This window comes from Allobosea sp. 2KB_26 (assembly GCF_052115715.1).
GTDB lineage: Bacteria > Pseudomonadota > Alphaproteobacteria > Rhizobiales > Beijerinckiaceae > Allobosea.
This window is the reverse complement of record NZ_JBFRHE010000001.1, coordinates 1,211,732-1,225,385: the sequence shown is the minus strand read 5'-3', so window position 1 is coordinate 1,225,385 and position 13,654 is coordinate 1,211,732. Positions and strand designations below refer to the sequence as shown.

Below are 13,654 nucleotides of genomic sequence, written 5' to 3'. Positions count from 1 at the left end.
TGCGGCGCATGGCTCACAAGATCTTCGACAAAGGCGCTTGCTTTTTTGCGCTGCACAGTCATATTGTGCACTGCGAAGGGGCGATCACCTCAAGCCTTCGTTTGCCCTCCTTGGGCGTTTCCTCCCTAGACTTGGGCCGCCACGAAAGTGCGCGGCCCTTTTTTCTGCGCTGCGCCCAAGCCGTCATCGCAAGCCTCTGAACGAACAGGCTATTCCGCAGCTTCGCGCCAATCATCGAGCCAGCCGCTCCAATGCGCGAAGCACTCCGCCATGGCGGTGCCGATCGCCTGCTCCAACTCTGCAAAACCGGTATGCGGCTCCAGGGTCGCTTCGTTCATGTAGAGGGACCGGTTGATCTCGATCTGCAGGGCATGCACGCCTGAGGCCGGCGCGCCATAATGCTCGGTGATGAAGCCGCCGGCATAGGGGCGGTTGCGCGTGACGCTGAGCCCGCGCCGACGAAAGGCTTCCTCGGCGATGTCGATGATGTAGCCGGCGGCGCTGGTGCCGAAGCGGTCACCGAGAATCACATCCGACTTGGCGAGCCCGTCGCGGTCGAGCCCGGTCGAGGGCATCGAATGGGCGTCGACCAGAATGCAGGTGCCGAATGCGCCTTGCGTGCGCTGGACCAGACTGCGCAGCCCGGCATGGTAGGGTCGATAGAGGCCGTCGATCCTGGCGAGTGCTTCCTCCACCGGAATCTTGCCAAAATAAATCTCGTGCGCGTCTCCGACGATGCGTGGAATTGTGCCCAGCCCCCCCGCGACCCGCATCGAGCGGGTATTGGCGAAGGCGGGCAGGCGGCCGTCGAACATGCGCGGGTCGAGCTCATAGGGCTCGCGGTTCACATCGAGAAAAGCACGCGGAAACTCGGCGACAAGCAGCGGCGCACCAAGGGCGACCGTCTGCGCGAAGAGCCGGTCGACATAGGCATCCTCGGAACGGCGCAGCGAGCGCAGCGGCAATCGTGCTCGCTCCACGAAGCCGGGAGGGTAGCGACGCCCGGCATGCGGCACGTCGACCACCACCGGCACGACCTGGAGCGGCGGCTGATAAAGGCTGAAGGGGCGCTCGATCTCGACGACGATGTCGGCGGCTTCAGCGGAGAAATTACCGGACGAGATGGTCATGCGGGACAACTGAAGCACACATTGCCGGGCGGATGAAGCGATCTCGGATTCGGCGCTGAATCGAACATCGCGTTCACGCGTTGTTTACCATGTTGGCGCGTTATACTGCGATAGTGTTCCACGCGCTCCGGGCAGGCGATAACGCTTCGCGGCGTTGGCTCGGAATGCCGAATCGGGCGAGACGAAACAGACAAGGGGTTGTCCGGGGTGGGCGGCCTCTATCGATAGGCCGAACGGGACGGACGAAGCAGGCCCATGACCAAGATACTTCTCGCTGAAGACGACAACGACATGCGCCGCTTTCTGGTCAAGGCCCTGCAGAATGCGGGCTATGACGTGGCGTCGTTCGACAACGGGCTTTCGGCCTATAACCGCCTGCGTGAAGAGCCCTTCGAGCTACTCCTGACCGACATCGTCATGCCGGAGATGGACGGTATCGAGCTGGCGCGGCGCGCTACCGAACTCGATCCCGACATCAAGGTGATGTTCATCACAGGTTTTGCTGCGGTTGCGCTCAACCCCGATTCCCAGACGCCGAAGGACGCAAAAGTGCTGTCCAAGCCCTTCCATCTGCGCGAGCTGGTGAACGAGGTCGAGAAGTTGCTCGCAGCCTGAGCGCTTTTTGCAATCAAGCGTCTTGCAAGGCGCGAAATGAGCGGCTATAGCCCGCTCAACCTCGCAACAGGGACACGCCGCAAGGCCGAACCTGTTCCGACTGCCAGGACAGATTATCGTCATGGCATGACGGGCGCGTAGCTCAGCGGGAGAGCACTACGTTGACATCGTAGGGGTCACAGGTTCGATCCCTGTCGCGCCCACCATTTCACAAAACCCGGATATCGCTTTGAAGAGCGGTATCCGGGTTTTTGCGTTTGGTGCCTCAATGACAAGTGCAGCCGCGATGTCCGAATGCCGTCTGATGCGCGGCAGGGGCGCTCCGCCCATCCCTTGAGGGCGGACGGCGCGAATCACTGCCGCCCGTGCTTTGAACCGGTCTCTGCCGGGCTCAGACGGGGACCTGCTGCCCCCGCCGTCCACAGGCCCGGTCAGGGCGACCAGCTGTCGGCAAACCCGCCTAGCGAGCCGCTGCGAGCATGCGATCGACGAAGCCGTCGAGGGCGGATTTGTCGATCCAGCGGAGCACCGCGACGAGATCCTGCGTGGGATTGAGCCAGATTGCGTTGACGCCGGCGCCAAGCGCGAAGACGGCCGTGGCGGGAACATTCGGTCGGGCCGCTGCCCCGCGGTTGAGCCACCAGAGATAGCCGTAATTCTCGAGCGTGGGCGAAGGCGACAGCATGTCGTTGACCCAGGCCGGCGACAGCAGTTCACGGCCAGCCCAGGCGCCACCGCGCCCTACGAGCAGGCCCAGCCGGGCGTGGTCGCGCGCGCTGATGAAGAGGCCGCCGCCCCAATGGCCGCCGCCGGGCACGGACTGCACGCTCCGGCCGTCGATCTCGACCGAGGAATTGCGGTAGCCCTGCCACTCCCAGCCTTGCGAGGCCCCGATCGGGTCCATGATGCGCTCGCGCAGGACCTCGGGCAGCGGCTTGCGGAAGCGCTGCAGCAGGCAATAGGCCAGCAAGTTGACCCGTACGTCATTGTATTCGTAGTGACTGCCAGGTGGCTTGAGCGCGCGCCGCTCGCCCTTGCGGCTGTTGTCGGCGCCCGGTCCGATCTGCCGGTTGTGGTCGACCTGGTCCGACTTGCCGAAGATTTCCCCCTGCCATTCGCTCGATTGCTGCAGGAGATGGCGCCAGGTGATGGCCGCATTCTGCGCGCCCTCGAACCAGGGACCGTCGACGGTTTTGCCTACCGGCTCGTCGACATCGCGAATCAGTCCGTCGGCGACGGCAAGTCCAGCCAGCACGGCAATGTAGCTCTTCGCGATCGAGAAGGTCATGTCGGCGCGGGCGGTGTCGCCCCACTCGGCGACCAGGCGGCCGCCGCGGAGGATCAGGCCGGCAGGACCGCCGCGTTCCCTGACCGGGCCGACGATCTCGCTCCAGGGTCCCGACTCGTTCCATTCGACGAGGCCGACATAGCGCCCGTCGGGATAGTAGAAGCTGCGCGGCCAGGTGCTCTCCTGCGCCTTGGCGAAGTCGATGGCGGCCTGCAGCTTTGCGGCGTCGAAGCCCGCTTCGGCCGGCGGAATGGTTTCCCAATCGCCATGGGCTGGCGGTACGTAAGCGTCATTGGTCTGAGACACGTGGCTGATCCTCGGAGGCATTTCGCGGGCCGATCATTGCGAAACGCTACCATACCCGACCGGTCTCAGCCGTCATGTCGAGAGCGATCCCGGCCCGCGCTGCATGCCGGGCGTGCCGAGCGTCACGCCGGCCAGGTGCAGGTGGTCGGCGCGGATCCGTGGATGATCCCGGCTATGCGGTGCCGTCGTTCAGCGCCATTTGCCAGAAATCCGCCTCGAGCCGGGAGGCCTTGGCAAAGAGGGTCGTGAGTTCGGCAAAGCGCCGTTCCGTCATCGCCCGCGCGGCGAGATCGTCGAGATGGCGCCGGGCTGCCATGGCGATCTCCTGATAGGCATCTCCGGCATATTCTCCGATCCAGTCGCGATAGGGATGGTCCCCGAGCGCGTCGGCGCCCGCGGGAGTAAGGTTTCGCCCAATCTCGGCATAGCCGATTGCGCAAGGGGCGAGTGCGACGTGCAGGTCGAGCAGGTCGCCCGAGACGCCGCAGTCGAGCACGAACCGAGTATAGGCAATCGTTGCGGCATGCTCCGGCGCTGCTTCGATCTCCGCGGGGGTGAGCCCCCAACGGCCGCAGAGGCGAATATGCAGGTCCATCTCGACGTCGAGGATGGCTGCCAAGCCGGCCTTGGCCGCCCGCATGTCGGACAGCGTGCGGCCCTTGTAGATTGCGAGCGCATAGGCGCGGGCGAACTGGATCAGGAAAAGATAGTCCTGCACCAGATATGTGCGGAATGCGGCCTGCGGCAGGGTGCCGGCCGCCATTTGCCGGACGAAGGCGTGGTCGACATAGCTCGTCCAGTCGGCTTTTGCTGCGGACTTCAGTCGATCGAAAATGTCCATCTCGGGCGTTGTCTCCACGGGCTGTGCCAGCCGGATACGCGAAACGCAGCGTCAGGCCGCCGGAACCGATAGGCTTTGGCAGGGCAGGGCGCAAATTCCGGCTCCTCCCACGAAATTGAACAGTTTCAGAGCGATTCCTGCCATGGAAGCGCGCGGTCCGCTCGCGACAGCTTTCAGTCCGTTGTCGGTGTGAAGACCGGCCCGTCCGGTTGACGTGAAATTCACTTCGCTCTAGAGACCGGCCCGCACTGGACGACCTGTGCCATCTGTAACGCTGGGGACGGCCCCATTGTCTCGGGAGAGATAATGGAACCGACATGCCCCAGGCATGGCCGCAGGCTGCTGATTGATCAGCTGGCCGGGCCTTCTTCCCAGAAGCTGCCTTCTTCCAAAGAACTGACGAACCGCTCCGCTCGCTGGCAGGTCCACGCGCGCCGTCCGGATTCATCCCGAGCCCCACCCCCGATCGAGGCGCTGGCCTGCATGGCCTGGCGCCCGCTGACGCAGCGCGGGGCCATTTCCGTTTCAACCCACATGACGCACGAGGTTCGCCGTGGCCGGCCCCATTGAGCAATTCGAGATCAAGACGCTGTTCAGCCTTGGGGAGATCGCCGGGCAGGAGATCAGCTTCACCAATTCATCCGCCTTCATGATCGCGATCGTTGCCGTCGCCAGCGGCTTTCTGCTGCTCTCGACCCGCTCCCGCGCGCTCGTCCCCGGCCGTGCCCAGGCGCTCAGCGAAATTCTCTACGAGTTCGTGCGGAACACGCTCAGAGGCATCGCAGGCGAGCACGGCATGCGCTTCTTCCCGCTGGTCTTCTCGCTCTTCATCTTCATCCTGATCGCCAATCTGATCGGGATGTTGCCGTTCGCGTTCACCGTGACGAGCCATATCTCCGTGACCTTCGCGCTTGCCATGCTCGTGTTCTGCACGGTGACGATCTATGGCCTCGTGAAACATGGCTTCGGGTTCCTGCGGCTGTTCCTGCCGTCGGGCGTTCCCATCGTCCTTGCGCCGATCATCGTCCTGATCGAGGTCGTCTCCTATATCTCGCGACCGATCAGCCATTCGATCCGCCTGTTCGCAGTCATGCTGGCGGGCCATATCGCGCTCAAGGTCTTTGCCGGCTTCGTCGTCGGCATGACCGGTCTCGGTGCGGTTGGCATCCTTGGAGCGGTGCTGCCGCTGATCATGACGGTCGCCCTCACCGGTCTGGAGGTGCTGATGGCAATCCTGCAGGCCTATATCTTCACCATGCTCACCTGCATGTATCTCAACGATGCCCTTCACCCGAGCCATTGAGGCTGCACGAGACGGAGTATCAGCAATGGCCTGGATCTATCTGCTTTTCGCAGGCGTCTTCGAAGTCGTGTGGGCGTCGACCATGAAACAGTCCGAGGGCTTCACCAAGCTCGGTCCGAGCGTGATCACGATCGCGACCATGATCATCAGCTTTGGTCTGCTGGCCGTGGCGATGAAGTCGCTGCCGCTGGGCACGGCCTATGCGATCTGGACGGGAATCGGTGCGGTCGGAGCTTTCCTTGTCGGCATTTTCGTCATGGGAGAGGCCGTCACCTTCTTTCGGATCGCCAGCGTCAGTCTCATTGTTGCCGGGCTGATCGGGCTCAAGCTCTCGACCGCCTGAGGACGCTCACCTGCGATCATCGCAGACGAACGGCCACCCGATTGGGTGGCCGTTTTTCCTTCAGGCCATGTGTCGATGCGGATCGTTCGGCTCAATTCGTCGCGAAGCAGTAGAACAGGCCAGCTCCGCCGGTGCCGCGCAGAGCCTCCTGGCTGCAGCCTCCCCGCGAAGCATGCGAGGTGTTCCACGATTTCGCCGGTGGGGATTCGTCCAGGCCGCTGCGGTCGTGATGGCCGAGCATGACGGCGCCCTCCGCACCGCTCTTGGTGTAATTGCCGCAGGTCCGGTCCTCGCCGGGGCCGAAGGCGGTGCCGTCGGCCTGGGAGCCTGTGAGCATGTCGTGCTGGTTCGGTGTATCGCCGCGACCATTGACCGGCTCGCCCTTCTCGTTGAGCGCGGTCTGTTTGGTCAAGCCGGCCGCGCCGCCATGCAGGTCGGCGACGCTGGTGGCTATCACAGCTCCCTTGGCGTTGCGCCAGGGCCCTGCGCCGATGCGGTCGCGCGCGTTGACGGCTGCGGTGCCGCCAGTTGCCTGCGTGGAGAGATAAGCCCGCCAGGTCTTGCTGCCTGCACCCGCTGCCTGGGCAAGACGCTGGCAGATCGCGTCGGCGCCTGCGAGGCCGCCGAGATCGGCACCCTTCCCGGATCCGGCACTGGTGACAAAGAAGGTCATTTCGGACGTCTGGGCCTGGGCCGAGCCGGTGGCAAATGCCAATAGTCCAGCCGCAGCGACAAGCGTGAAACACGTCACGCGCTTCATGTGGTCCTCCCTTCGTTCTGGATCGGTCTGTGCTTCGGTTCCCCTATGTCTCGGTCCGCCGGGGCTCAGAGTGACAAGTTAATCGGGTGACAACAAGGCTTTAGGGCCAGTGGAAACTAGCCGTGCCCCTGCGTCGTCCCGAGATTGTCCTCGATGGCTCGGTTGAGTTTACGCAGCAACGCGGCAAGGGCCTCGCGTTCTTCCGGTGAGAGATGGGTCAGGAAGGTCGCTTCGCTTGCCATGTCGGCGCGGAAAGCCGCCTCGACCTTCGCGCGTCCGCTCTCAGTCAGCTCGACGGCAAGGCTCCTTCCGTCGGTGTCGGACGGCACACGCCTGACGAGGCCCGCCCTTTCGAGGCGAGCGAGGCGGTGGCTGAGACTGCCCGAGGCGATCATCAGGCTGGTGTAGAGTTCGGTCGGCGTCAGGCGGAACGGCGCGCCCGCGCGCCGGAGCGAGGAGACGATATCGAATTCGCCGCGATCCAATCCAAATTCGGCGAAGGTCGCCTCGATGCTTGGGCGCACGAGGTTGGAGAGCCGGTAGGCCCGACCAAGCACGGTCATGGCGCCGGTATCGAGATCAGGCAATTCGCGCTGCCACTGCGCGCGCAGGCGGTCGACATGATCCTGGGTCTCGTCAGCGTCGGCCAAAGCACTCTCCCTCAAGCAGGGTATCTTGACATGAAGATAGATTGATGAACTAGTATCTTCATATGAAGATAGTTTAACGGCGCCGAACGCCGAGGCGTTCGATGCCGGCCTTCGTTCAAGCCGGAGACAGGCCCATGCCGCGCTTCATCTGCCGCCAATGCGGCGCCCGCTTTCCCGATGGGGACACTCCGCCCGACGCTTGCCCGATCTGCTGTGATGAGCGCCAATACGTGCGCTGGGGCGGCCAGGAATGGTTGACGCAGGGCGAGCTCGCGTCCGGTCATTCCGTCGTCTGCAGCGAGGACCATGGCGTGCTTGGCCTGCGCATCGCCCCGGCCTTCGCGATCGATCAGCGGGCGCTGCTGGTCGAGGCGGATGAGGGCAACTTGCTATGGGACTGCATCGGGCTCGTGACGCCCGAGGCGGTCGAGGCGATCCGCGCGCGGGGGCCGGTAATCGGTATCGCGATCTCGCACCCGCATTACTACACCGCGATGGCGGAATGGGCGGCCGCGCTCGACGTGCCAGTCTATCTCCACGCGGACGATCGGCAATGGGTGACGGAGCCGGATCCCGCCATCCGTTTCTGGGACGGTGAGACGCTCAAGCTTGGTCCGACATTGACGCTGTTGCGCTGCGGCGGCCATTTCGCCGGGGCGACCGTGCTGCACCATGCGAAGGGGGAGGGCGCGCTCTATTGCGGCGACGTGCTGCAGGTCGCGCAAGACCGTCGCTATGTCAGCGTGCTCTATTCCTATCCCAACATGATTCCGGTCAATGCGGCGACGATCCGGCGGATCGCCGCGGTTCTCGAGCCCTTTTCCTTCGCTCGGATCTTTGGTGCCTTCGAGGGAAGAGTCATCGCCGGCGACGCAAAAGCGGCGCTGGCGCGCTCCTTCCGGCGCTATCTGGCAGCGATCGCCTGAGGGTATTCGGTGGTTTTTGCACGCTGGACCCTTGCGAACGCCGGAAAAATCCGTATACAGCCGGCATCGCATCAGCCGCGCCGTTCGAGTGGTCGATGAGGATCGCCCGCCGATCCGCGTCGCAGCTGTGAATTTTTGACCGATTCGTCCGAAAGGCGGATCGACGGAGTAGAGACGATGAAGATCCGCAATTCGCTCAAGTCGCTGCGCGCCCGTCATCGCGACAACCAGCTGGTTCGCCGCAAGGGCCGCGTCTACATCATCAACAAGGTCCAGAAGCGCTTCAAGGCGCGCCAGGGCTGAGTTGGCGCGCGGCTTTCGCTGCCGCGACGTTTTGATGCTGACTCCAGATTTGAAGGTGGGCGCGCTCGGCGCGCCCACCTTTTTTGGCATGAGCCTCTCGCCACGTCGTGATTTGACGCGACCGCGCGAGCGCCTAATCTTCTGGGCATGAGCATTCCTCGTCTGCCTTCCGCTGCTCTTGCGCTTGCCTTGGCGACAGCCTGGCCGTTCGGGCTGAGCGCTGCCCTGGGGCAGGACAGCGCGCCAGCGCAGCCTGGCACCGTGCCGCATTCGGACACGACGGATAATCCGGCGGCACCGGCTCCCGGTGCCTCGCGCAGCCCGGCTGCGACGCTGGATCGGCTGTTCGAGCGGCTTGCTGCCGCCAAGAGCCCGGAGGAGGCCAAGGGCATCGCCAATCTGATCCAGCGGCGCTGGGCGCGCTCGGGCTCGGATACGGCCGATCTCCTGATGGCGCGGGCACAGGAGGCAATGCGGGCCAAGGAACTCGATCTCGCAATTGAATTGCTCGACCGCGTCGTCAGTCTCGAGCCGGACTGGGCTGAAGGCTGGAATCAGCGCGCCAATGCCCTCTTCCTCGCGGGCGATTCGATGCGCTCGATGATCGACATCGGAGAGGCGCTGAAGCGCGAGCCGCGTCATTACGGAGCGATGATGGGGCTCGGCACCATCCTGCGGCAGCAAGGGGACGACAAACGTGCCCTGATCGCCTATCGGCGGGCGCAGGAGATCTATCCGCAATTCGAGGCCATCAAGGACGCAGTCGATTCGCTGAAGACCGAAGTCGACGGCCGAGACGCGTAGGCCGTTGCGGTTCCCCAGTGAAACCAAAGCGAACGTGGCGACGTAAGCAGACCATGCTCGCGCGCGCCCTGCTCATTCTTCCTGCCCTTCTTGTTGCCGGCCTGCTCGCCAGGACGGCGTGGCTTGGTGTCGAAGCAGAACGGCAGCATCCACCCCAGGGCAGCTTCCTGACGCTTCCAGGAGGCAGGCTGCACTATGTCGAGCGCAAGCCGGCGGGCGAGATGCGCGGCACCGTCGTTCTCGTCCACGGAGCCTCGTCCGATCATGCGGACCTGCTGGCGACGCTCGGACCCGAGCTTGGCCATTACCGGGTGATCGCGCTCGATCGGCCGGGCCATGGCTGGAGCGATCGGATCGACGAGAATGCCATGGCTGATCCCGGTCAGCAGGCGACAGTCATCATGAAGGCTCTCGACCAGATCCTGTCGGAGCCCTTCGTCCTGGTCGCGCATTCGCTGGCCGGAGCGCTTGCGACGCGGATCGCACTGGATCATCCGGAGCGATTGCATGGACTTGTCCTGCTTGGCGGCGTGACCCATCCATGGCCGGGCGGCATTGCCTGGTATTATCACGCGGCCTCGTGGCCTGTGGTCGGCCCGGTCTTCAGCCGGTTGATCGGCGTGCCGGCGTCCGATGCCCTTTTGCGTTCCGGTGTCGAGAGCGTCTTTGCGCCGCGACCGGTCACGCCCGGCTACGTTGCGGCAGGCGAAATCCGGCTGCTGCTGCGCCCTTCGACCTTCGAGGCGAATGCGCGGGATGTCGCGGCGACCCATGCCTTCGTCAGCGCACAGGCTCCGCGCTATCGCGATCTCAGGATTCCGGTGGTGGCGATCACCGGGGACAGCGATGCGATCGTGTCTCCGGTGATTCATTCCGCAGCGATCGCACGCGAGGCGCCGCTGGGGCGCTTCGTGCTGCTGCCGGGCGTCGGCCATATGCCGCATCACGCGGCGCCCGAGATCATCGTCGAGGCGATCGACCAGTTGGCCGGACCGCGCTCGAGCCTCGCATTCGCGCGCTAAAGCATCGGCCCGAAAAGTGGATTGCGGTTTTCGGGAAAGCCGATGCAACACAAAGGGTTAGATCATCGGACTGGATACGATATCCGGTCCGATGATCTAAGGGCATCAGGCCTTGGCGACGTGTTCCTTCGCGATGAAGGCGATGCGCACCATGTTGGTCGCGCCCGGCGTGCCGAAGGGGACGCCGGCGACCACGATGATGCGGTCTCCGACCGCGGCATAGCCTTCGCGGACCGCGAATTTGCAAGCGCGGAAGGCCATATCGTCGATGTCGCTGGCGTCCTTGGTCACGACCGCGTGCACCCCCCAGACCAGGGTCAGTCGCCGCGCCGTCCCGCGATTGGGCGTCAGCGCGATGACGGTCGAGTTCGGACGCTCGCGGGCGATGCGGAAGGCGGTCGAGCCAGAGGAGGTCCAGGCGGTGATGGCCTTGAGATTCAGCGTGTCGGCGATCTCGTGGGCCGCCTTGGCGATGGCATCCGCGCCCGTGGCCTCGGGCTCGGCGCGCTGCGATTCGAGGATCGAGCGGTAGATCGATTCACTCTCCACCTCCTCGGCGATGCGGTTCATCATCGCCACCGCCTCGATCGGATATTGGCCGGCCGCGCTCTCAGCCGAGAGCATCACGGCGTCGGCCCCCTCGAAGACGGCGGTCGCGACGTCGGAGACCTCGGCGCGGGTCGGCACCGGAGCGGTGATCATGCTTTCCAGCATCTGGGTTGCGACGACGACGGGCTTGCCCATGCGTCGTGCCATGCGGGTGATACGCTTCTGCGTACCCGGCACCTTTTCCAGCGGCATCTCGACGCCGAGATCGCCACGCGCGACCATGATCGCGTCAGACGCCTCGATGATCTCCTCCAACCGGAGCAAGGCTTGCGGCTTTTCGATCTTGGCGAGTGCGAGCGCCCGCCCGCGCACGATCTTGCGCAGGTCGGCCATATCCTCGGGGCGCTGGACGAAAGAGAGCGCGATCCAGTCGACGCCTGCCTCGGCCGCGGCCTCGGCATCGGAGCGGTCCTTGTCCGTCATCGCCGAGACCGGAATCGTGGTGTCGGGCAGGCTGACGCCCTTGCGCGATGAAAGCCTGCCAGCGACCGTAACGCGGGTCACCGCCTGTTTGAGGTTCGCCTTCTCAACGACGAGACGGATCTTGCCGTCGTCGAGGATGAGGGTGTGGCCGGGCTCCAGCGCACTCAGGATCTCGGGATGGGGCAGGTAGACGCGCTTCACGTCGCCGAGGGTGGGGTCGGAATCGAGGACGAAACGCGCGTCCTTTTCCAGCATCACGCCACCGTCGCCACCGAACTGGCCAACGCGCAGCTTGGGCCCCTGCAGATCGGCGAGAATGCCGACGGGGCGATGGAATTTCGCCTCCAGGCCACGCAGCATGGCGATCCGCTCCGGCAGCGTCTCGCGCTGGGTGTGGCTCATATTGATCCGGAAGACGTCGACGCCGGCTTCGAACAGTTTGGCGCACATCTCCTCGCTGGCGGAAGCCGGACCCAGGGTAGCGATGATCTTGATCCGGCGTTCGCGCCTCATTCTTATGTCCTCATGGTCGCGGCGGCGTTGCGCCGGGGGTGGAATCGGTCAGCTGGATGGTCCAGCTCTTCTGCTCGCCGGTATCGACCTCGAAGAAGCCGGACCGGTCATATCCGCGGGCGAGGCAGTCCTCGATGCCGCGGATCGTAAATTCCTTGTTGCGCGTGCACATGATCGATTTGCCGGTCCATTCGCCACCCTTGTCGTAGTCGATGGCGTGCACATAGTAGAACCTTGCCGCGAGCGTGCCGCGCAGCAGGGTCTCGCAGCCGCGCGGCGCGATGTTCCACCAGCCTTCGGTCACCCAGCCCTGCGCATCGCGATAGCCGATGGCGACACCGACGCGACTGCCGGTGGTGTTGCACATCCGCAGATCGGCGAGCGCGGGCGCCGCGCTTCCGAGAAGGCCGGCCAGCAGCAGGCCGAGGCGCAAGAGAGATCGGTCGAATCGGCTCGTCATGGTCGTCTAGGGATCGATCAGGATGACGCGGCAATCATTCACATTGGTCAAGGTCGGTCCCGTCCGCAGCAGGTCGCCAATGGCCTCGAAGAAGCCGGTTGAATCGTTGTCGGCCAGCGATTGGGCAGGAACGAGGCCGCGCTCCGCCGCTCGCACCAATGTCGTCGAATCGATCACCGCGCCAGCGGGGTCGGTCGCCTCGCCGCCGCCGCCATCGGTGCCGTCGGTGTCGCCGGACAGCGCGACGATGCCGGGCTCCCCGCCAAGCGCGATGGCAAGAGCCAACGCATATTCCTGGTTCGGGCCGCCACGGCCCTTGCCGCGCAGGGTCACTGTGAGTTCACCACCGGAGATGATCGCGGCACGTCGCCCCTCTGCCTTGAGGCGCAATGCAAGCGCGGCGTGGACGACCGCAACCTCGCGCGCCTCGCCTTCGAGATTGGCGCCGAGATCGATGGGCTCGTAGCCCGCATCCCGTGCGTTTGTGACTGCCGCCGCGATCGCGTCCTGCGGCCGGGCGATGATCTGGAATACGTTATTGGCGAAGGCGGGGTCGCCAGGCTTGGGGGTCTCGCTGGCGTCCTCGCCGAGCAGCACGCGTGCCGCTGGCGGCAGGTCGAGCCCATAACGCGCGACGATGGCGCGCGCATCGGCCATGCTGCTCGGATCAGGAACCGTCGGGCCCGAGGCGATCACGGTCGGCTCATCGCCGGGCACGTCCGAGATTGCGAGCGTCACGAGCCTGGCCGGGGCGGCGGCCAGCGCGAGGCGGCCGCCCTTGATGCGCGAGAGCCGCTTGCGGACGATGTTCATCTCGCCGATCGGCGCGCCGGAACGCAACAGTGCCTTGTTGACCGCCTGCTTCTCCGCCAGCGTCAGGTCACCTGCGGGTGCCACCCAGTTGGCCGAGCCGCCGCCGGAGAGAAGCACCAGCACCAGATCATCCGCACTTGCCGAGCGGGCGAGTTCGAGTGCGCGTTCGGCGCTGCGAATGCTGCCGTCATCCGGCACCGGGTGGCCGGCCGCGACCATCGGAATCTGGCGCGTTGCGGTCTCGTAGCCGTGGCGGGCGACGGCGTGGCCGATCAGGCGCTCGGGAGACAGGCCGGAGTCGAGATAATGTGCCTCTGCGAGTGCGGTCATGCTGCCTGCGGCCTTGCCGGCGGCGAGCAGGATCAGGCGGCCGTTCCTGGGTGGTTCGGGCAGGTGAGCGGGAAGGCAGCCGGACGGGCGGGCGCGGTCGACGGCGGCATCGAAAATCATCCTCGCAATGCGCAGGGCTTCAGCCGAATCGTTCCTCACTTGCTGCAAGTCCACCCCGCCTTCCACCCGCTGTCACGTCGATTTGGTCGACTTTC

Annotated in this window: 15 protein-coding genes and 1 tRNA gene; 8 read left to right on the top strand and 8 right to left on the bottom strand. The window is 64.9% G+C overall.

The features are described from left to right. Positions 1-209: 209 nt before the first annotated feature. On the bottom strand, positions 210-1,130 hold the full coding sequence (locus AB4099_RS05990; protein WP_441477378.1) for an N-formylglutamate amidohydrolase: 921 nt from the start codon (positions 1,128-1,130) through the stop codon (positions 210-212). Between the two features lie 255 nt (positions 1,131-1,385). Here AB4099_RS05990 and cpdR point away from each other — a divergent pair, with 255 nt between their 5' ends. Together cpdR and AB4099_RS05980 are read left to right on the top strand one after the other, a co-directional pair. Beyond that, positions 1,386-1,745 carry a cell cycle two-component system response regulator CpdR gene (cpdR, locus tag AB4099_RS05985; RefSeq protein ID WP_038363805.1) on the top strand — a complete coding sequence of 120 codons (360 nt, stop codon included), beginning with the start codon at positions 1,386-1,388 and terminating at the stop codon, positions 1,743-1,745. A 131-nt stretch (positions 1,746-1,876) separates the two neighbouring features. Then, positions 1,877-1,951: transfer RNA gene (locus AB4099_RS05980), tRNA-Val, on the top strand. 254 nt (positions 1,952-2,205) lie between these two features. Here AB4099_RS05980 and AB4099_RS05975 read toward each other — a convergent pair. Together AB4099_RS05975 and tenA are read right to left on the bottom strand one after the other, a co-directional pair. Then, the gene (locus tag AB4099_RS05975; protein WP_441477377.1) at positions 2,206-3,339 is read right to left on the bottom strand and encodes a serine hydrolase domain-containing protein; all 1,134 of its coding nucleotides are present in this window, start codon (positions 3,337-3,339) and stop codon (positions 2,206-2,208) included. 172 nt (positions 3,340-3,511) lie between these two features. Beyond that, complete coding sequence (gene tenA, locus AB4099_RS05970; protein WP_441477376.1) at positions 3,512-4,180, bottom strand: thiaminase II; 669 nt, start codon at positions 4,178-4,180, stop codon at positions 3,512-3,514. A gap of 553 nt (positions 4,181-4,733) precedes the next feature. On the opposite strand from tenA, the gene AB4099_RS05965 reads away from it, so the two are divergent. Together AB4099_RS05965 and sugE are read left to right on the top strand one after the other, a co-directional pair. Continuing rightward, the gene (locus AB4099_RS05965; RefSeq protein ID WP_441477375.1) at positions 4,734-5,483 is read left to right on the top strand and encodes a F0F1 ATP synthase subunit A; all 750 of its coding nucleotides are present in this window, start codon (positions 4,734-4,736) and stop codon (positions 5,481-5,483) included. Between the two features lie 25 nt (positions 5,484-5,508). Beyond that, positions 5,509-5,826 (top strand): quaternary ammonium compound efflux SMR transporter SugE, encoded by a 318-nt coding sequence (gene sugE / locus AB4099_RS05960; protein ID WP_113511072.1) that lies wholly within the window; start codon positions 5,509-5,511, stop codon positions 5,824-5,826. Positions 5,827-5,917: 91 nt separating this feature from the next. Here sugE and AB4099_RS05955 read toward each other — a convergent pair whose 3' ends face one another. Beyond that, positions 5,918-6,586: a hypothetical protein gene (locus AB4099_RS05955; protein WP_441477374.1), complete on the bottom strand. Its 669-nt coding sequence runs from the start codon at positions 6,584-6,586 to the stop codon at positions 5,918-5,920. Between the two features lie 116 nt (positions 6,587-6,702). Then, complete coding sequence (locus tag AB4099_RS05950; RefSeq protein WP_441477373.1) at positions 6,703-7,236, bottom strand: MarR family winged helix-turn-helix transcriptional regulator; 534 nt, start codon at positions 7,234-7,236, stop codon at positions 6,703-6,705. Between the two features lie 134 nt (positions 7,237-7,370). On the opposite strand from AB4099_RS05950, the gene AB4099_RS05945 reads away from it, so the two are divergent. The 4 genes from AB4099_RS05945 to AB4099_RS05930 all read left to right on the top strand — a co-directional run bounded on the left by AB4099_RS05945 (position 7,371) and on the right by AB4099_RS05930 (position 10,291). Beyond that, positions 7,371-8,162, top strand: coding sequence for an MBL fold metallo-hydrolase (locus AB4099_RS05945; protein ID WP_113511074.1), 792 nt, complete (start codon positions 7,371-7,373; stop codon positions 8,160-8,162). A gap of 177 nt (positions 8,163-8,339) precedes the next feature. Then, positions 8,340-8,465, top strand: a complete 126-nt coding sequence (gene ykgO / locus AB4099_RS05940) for a type B 50S ribosomal protein L36 (protein ID WP_038363015.1) — start codon at positions 8,340-8,342, stop codon at positions 8,463-8,465. 147 nt (positions 8,466-8,612) lie between these two features. After that, positions 8,613-9,269, top strand: a complete 657-nt coding sequence (locus AB4099_RS05935; protein ID WP_113511075.1) for a tetratricopeptide repeat protein — start codon at positions 8,613-8,615, stop codon at positions 9,267-9,269. Between the two features lie 53 nt (positions 9,270-9,322). Continuing rightward, positions 9,323-10,291, top strand: coding sequence for an alpha/beta fold hydrolase (locus AB4099_RS05930; RefSeq protein WP_113511076.1), 969 nt, complete (start codon positions 9,323-9,325; stop codon positions 10,289-10,291). A gap of 105 nt (positions 10,292-10,396) precedes the next feature. Here the strand turns inward: AB4099_RS05930 and pyk are convergent, their stop codons facing one another. The 3 genes from pyk to AB4099_RS05915 are packed head-to-tail and all read right to left on the bottom strand — an operon-like array spanning position 10,397 to position 13,559. Then, on the bottom strand, positions 10,397-11,836 hold the full coding sequence (pyk, locus tag AB4099_RS05925; RefSeq protein WP_441477372.1) for a pyruvate kinase: 1,440 nt from the start codon (positions 11,834-11,836) through the stop codon (positions 10,397-10,399). A gap of 10 nt (positions 11,837-11,846) precedes the next feature. Continuing rightward, entirely contained in the window at positions 11,847-12,296 is a 450-nt protein-coding gene (locus tag AB4099_RS05920; RefSeq protein WP_113511078.1) for a DUF1036 domain-containing protein, read from the bottom strand. Positions 12,297-12,302: 6 nt separating this feature from the next. Continuing rightward, entirely contained in the window at positions 12,303-13,559 is a 1,257-nt protein-coding gene (locus AB4099_RS05915) for a glycerate kinase type-2 family protein (RefSeq protein WP_441477678.1), read from the bottom strand. Positions 13,560-13,654: the final 95 nt, after the last annotated feature.

Bases quoted from the DNA above. Each gene is read 5' to 3' on its own strand.
- AB4099_RS05990 (WP_441477378.1), bottom strand. From the start codon at position 1,130: ATGACCATCTCGTCCGGTAATTTCTCCGCTGAAGCCGCCGACATCGTC.
- cpdR (WP_038363805.1), top strand. From the start codon at position 1,386: ATGACCAAGATACTTCTCGCTGAAGACGACAACGACATGCGCCGCTTT.
- tenA (WP_441477376.1), bottom strand. From the start codon at position 4,180: ATGGACATTTTCGATCGACTGAAGTCCGCAGCAAAAGCCGACTGGACG.
- sugE (WP_113511072.1), top strand. From the start codon at position 5,509: ATGGCCTGGATCTATCTGCTTTTCGCAGGCGTCTTCGAAGTCGTGTGG.
- AB4099_RS05955 (WP_441477374.1), bottom strand. From the start codon at position 6,586: ATGAAGCGCGTGACGTGTTTCACGCTTGTCGCTGCGGCTGGACTATTG.
- AB4099_RS05945 (WP_113511074.1), top strand. From the start codon at position 7,371: ATGCCGCGCTTCATCTGCCGCCAATGCGGCGCCCGCTTTCCCGATGGG.
- ykgO (WP_038363015.1), top strand. From the start codon at position 8,340: ATGAAGATCCGCAATTCGCTCAAGTCGCTGCGCGCCCGTCATCGCGAC.
- AB4099_RS05935 (WP_113511075.1), top strand. From the start codon at position 8,613: ATGAGCATTCCTCGTCTGCCTTCCGCTGCTCTTGCGCTTGCCTTGGCG.
- AB4099_RS05930 (WP_113511076.1), top strand. From the start codon at position 9,323: ATGCTCGCGCGCGCCCTGCTCATTCTTCCTGCCCTTCTTGTTGCCGGC.
- pyk (WP_441477372.1), bottom strand. From the start codon at position 11,836: ATGAGGCGCGAACGCCGGATCAAGATCATCGCTACCCTGGGTCCGGCT.
- AB4099_RS05920 (WP_113511078.1), bottom strand. From the start codon at position 12,296: ATGACGAGCCGATTCGACCGATCTCTCTTGCGCCTCGGCCTGCTGCTG.
- AB4099_RS05915 (WP_441477678.1), bottom strand. From the start codon at position 13,559: ATGATTTTCGATGCCGCCGTCGACCGCGCCCGCCCGTCCGGCTGCCTT.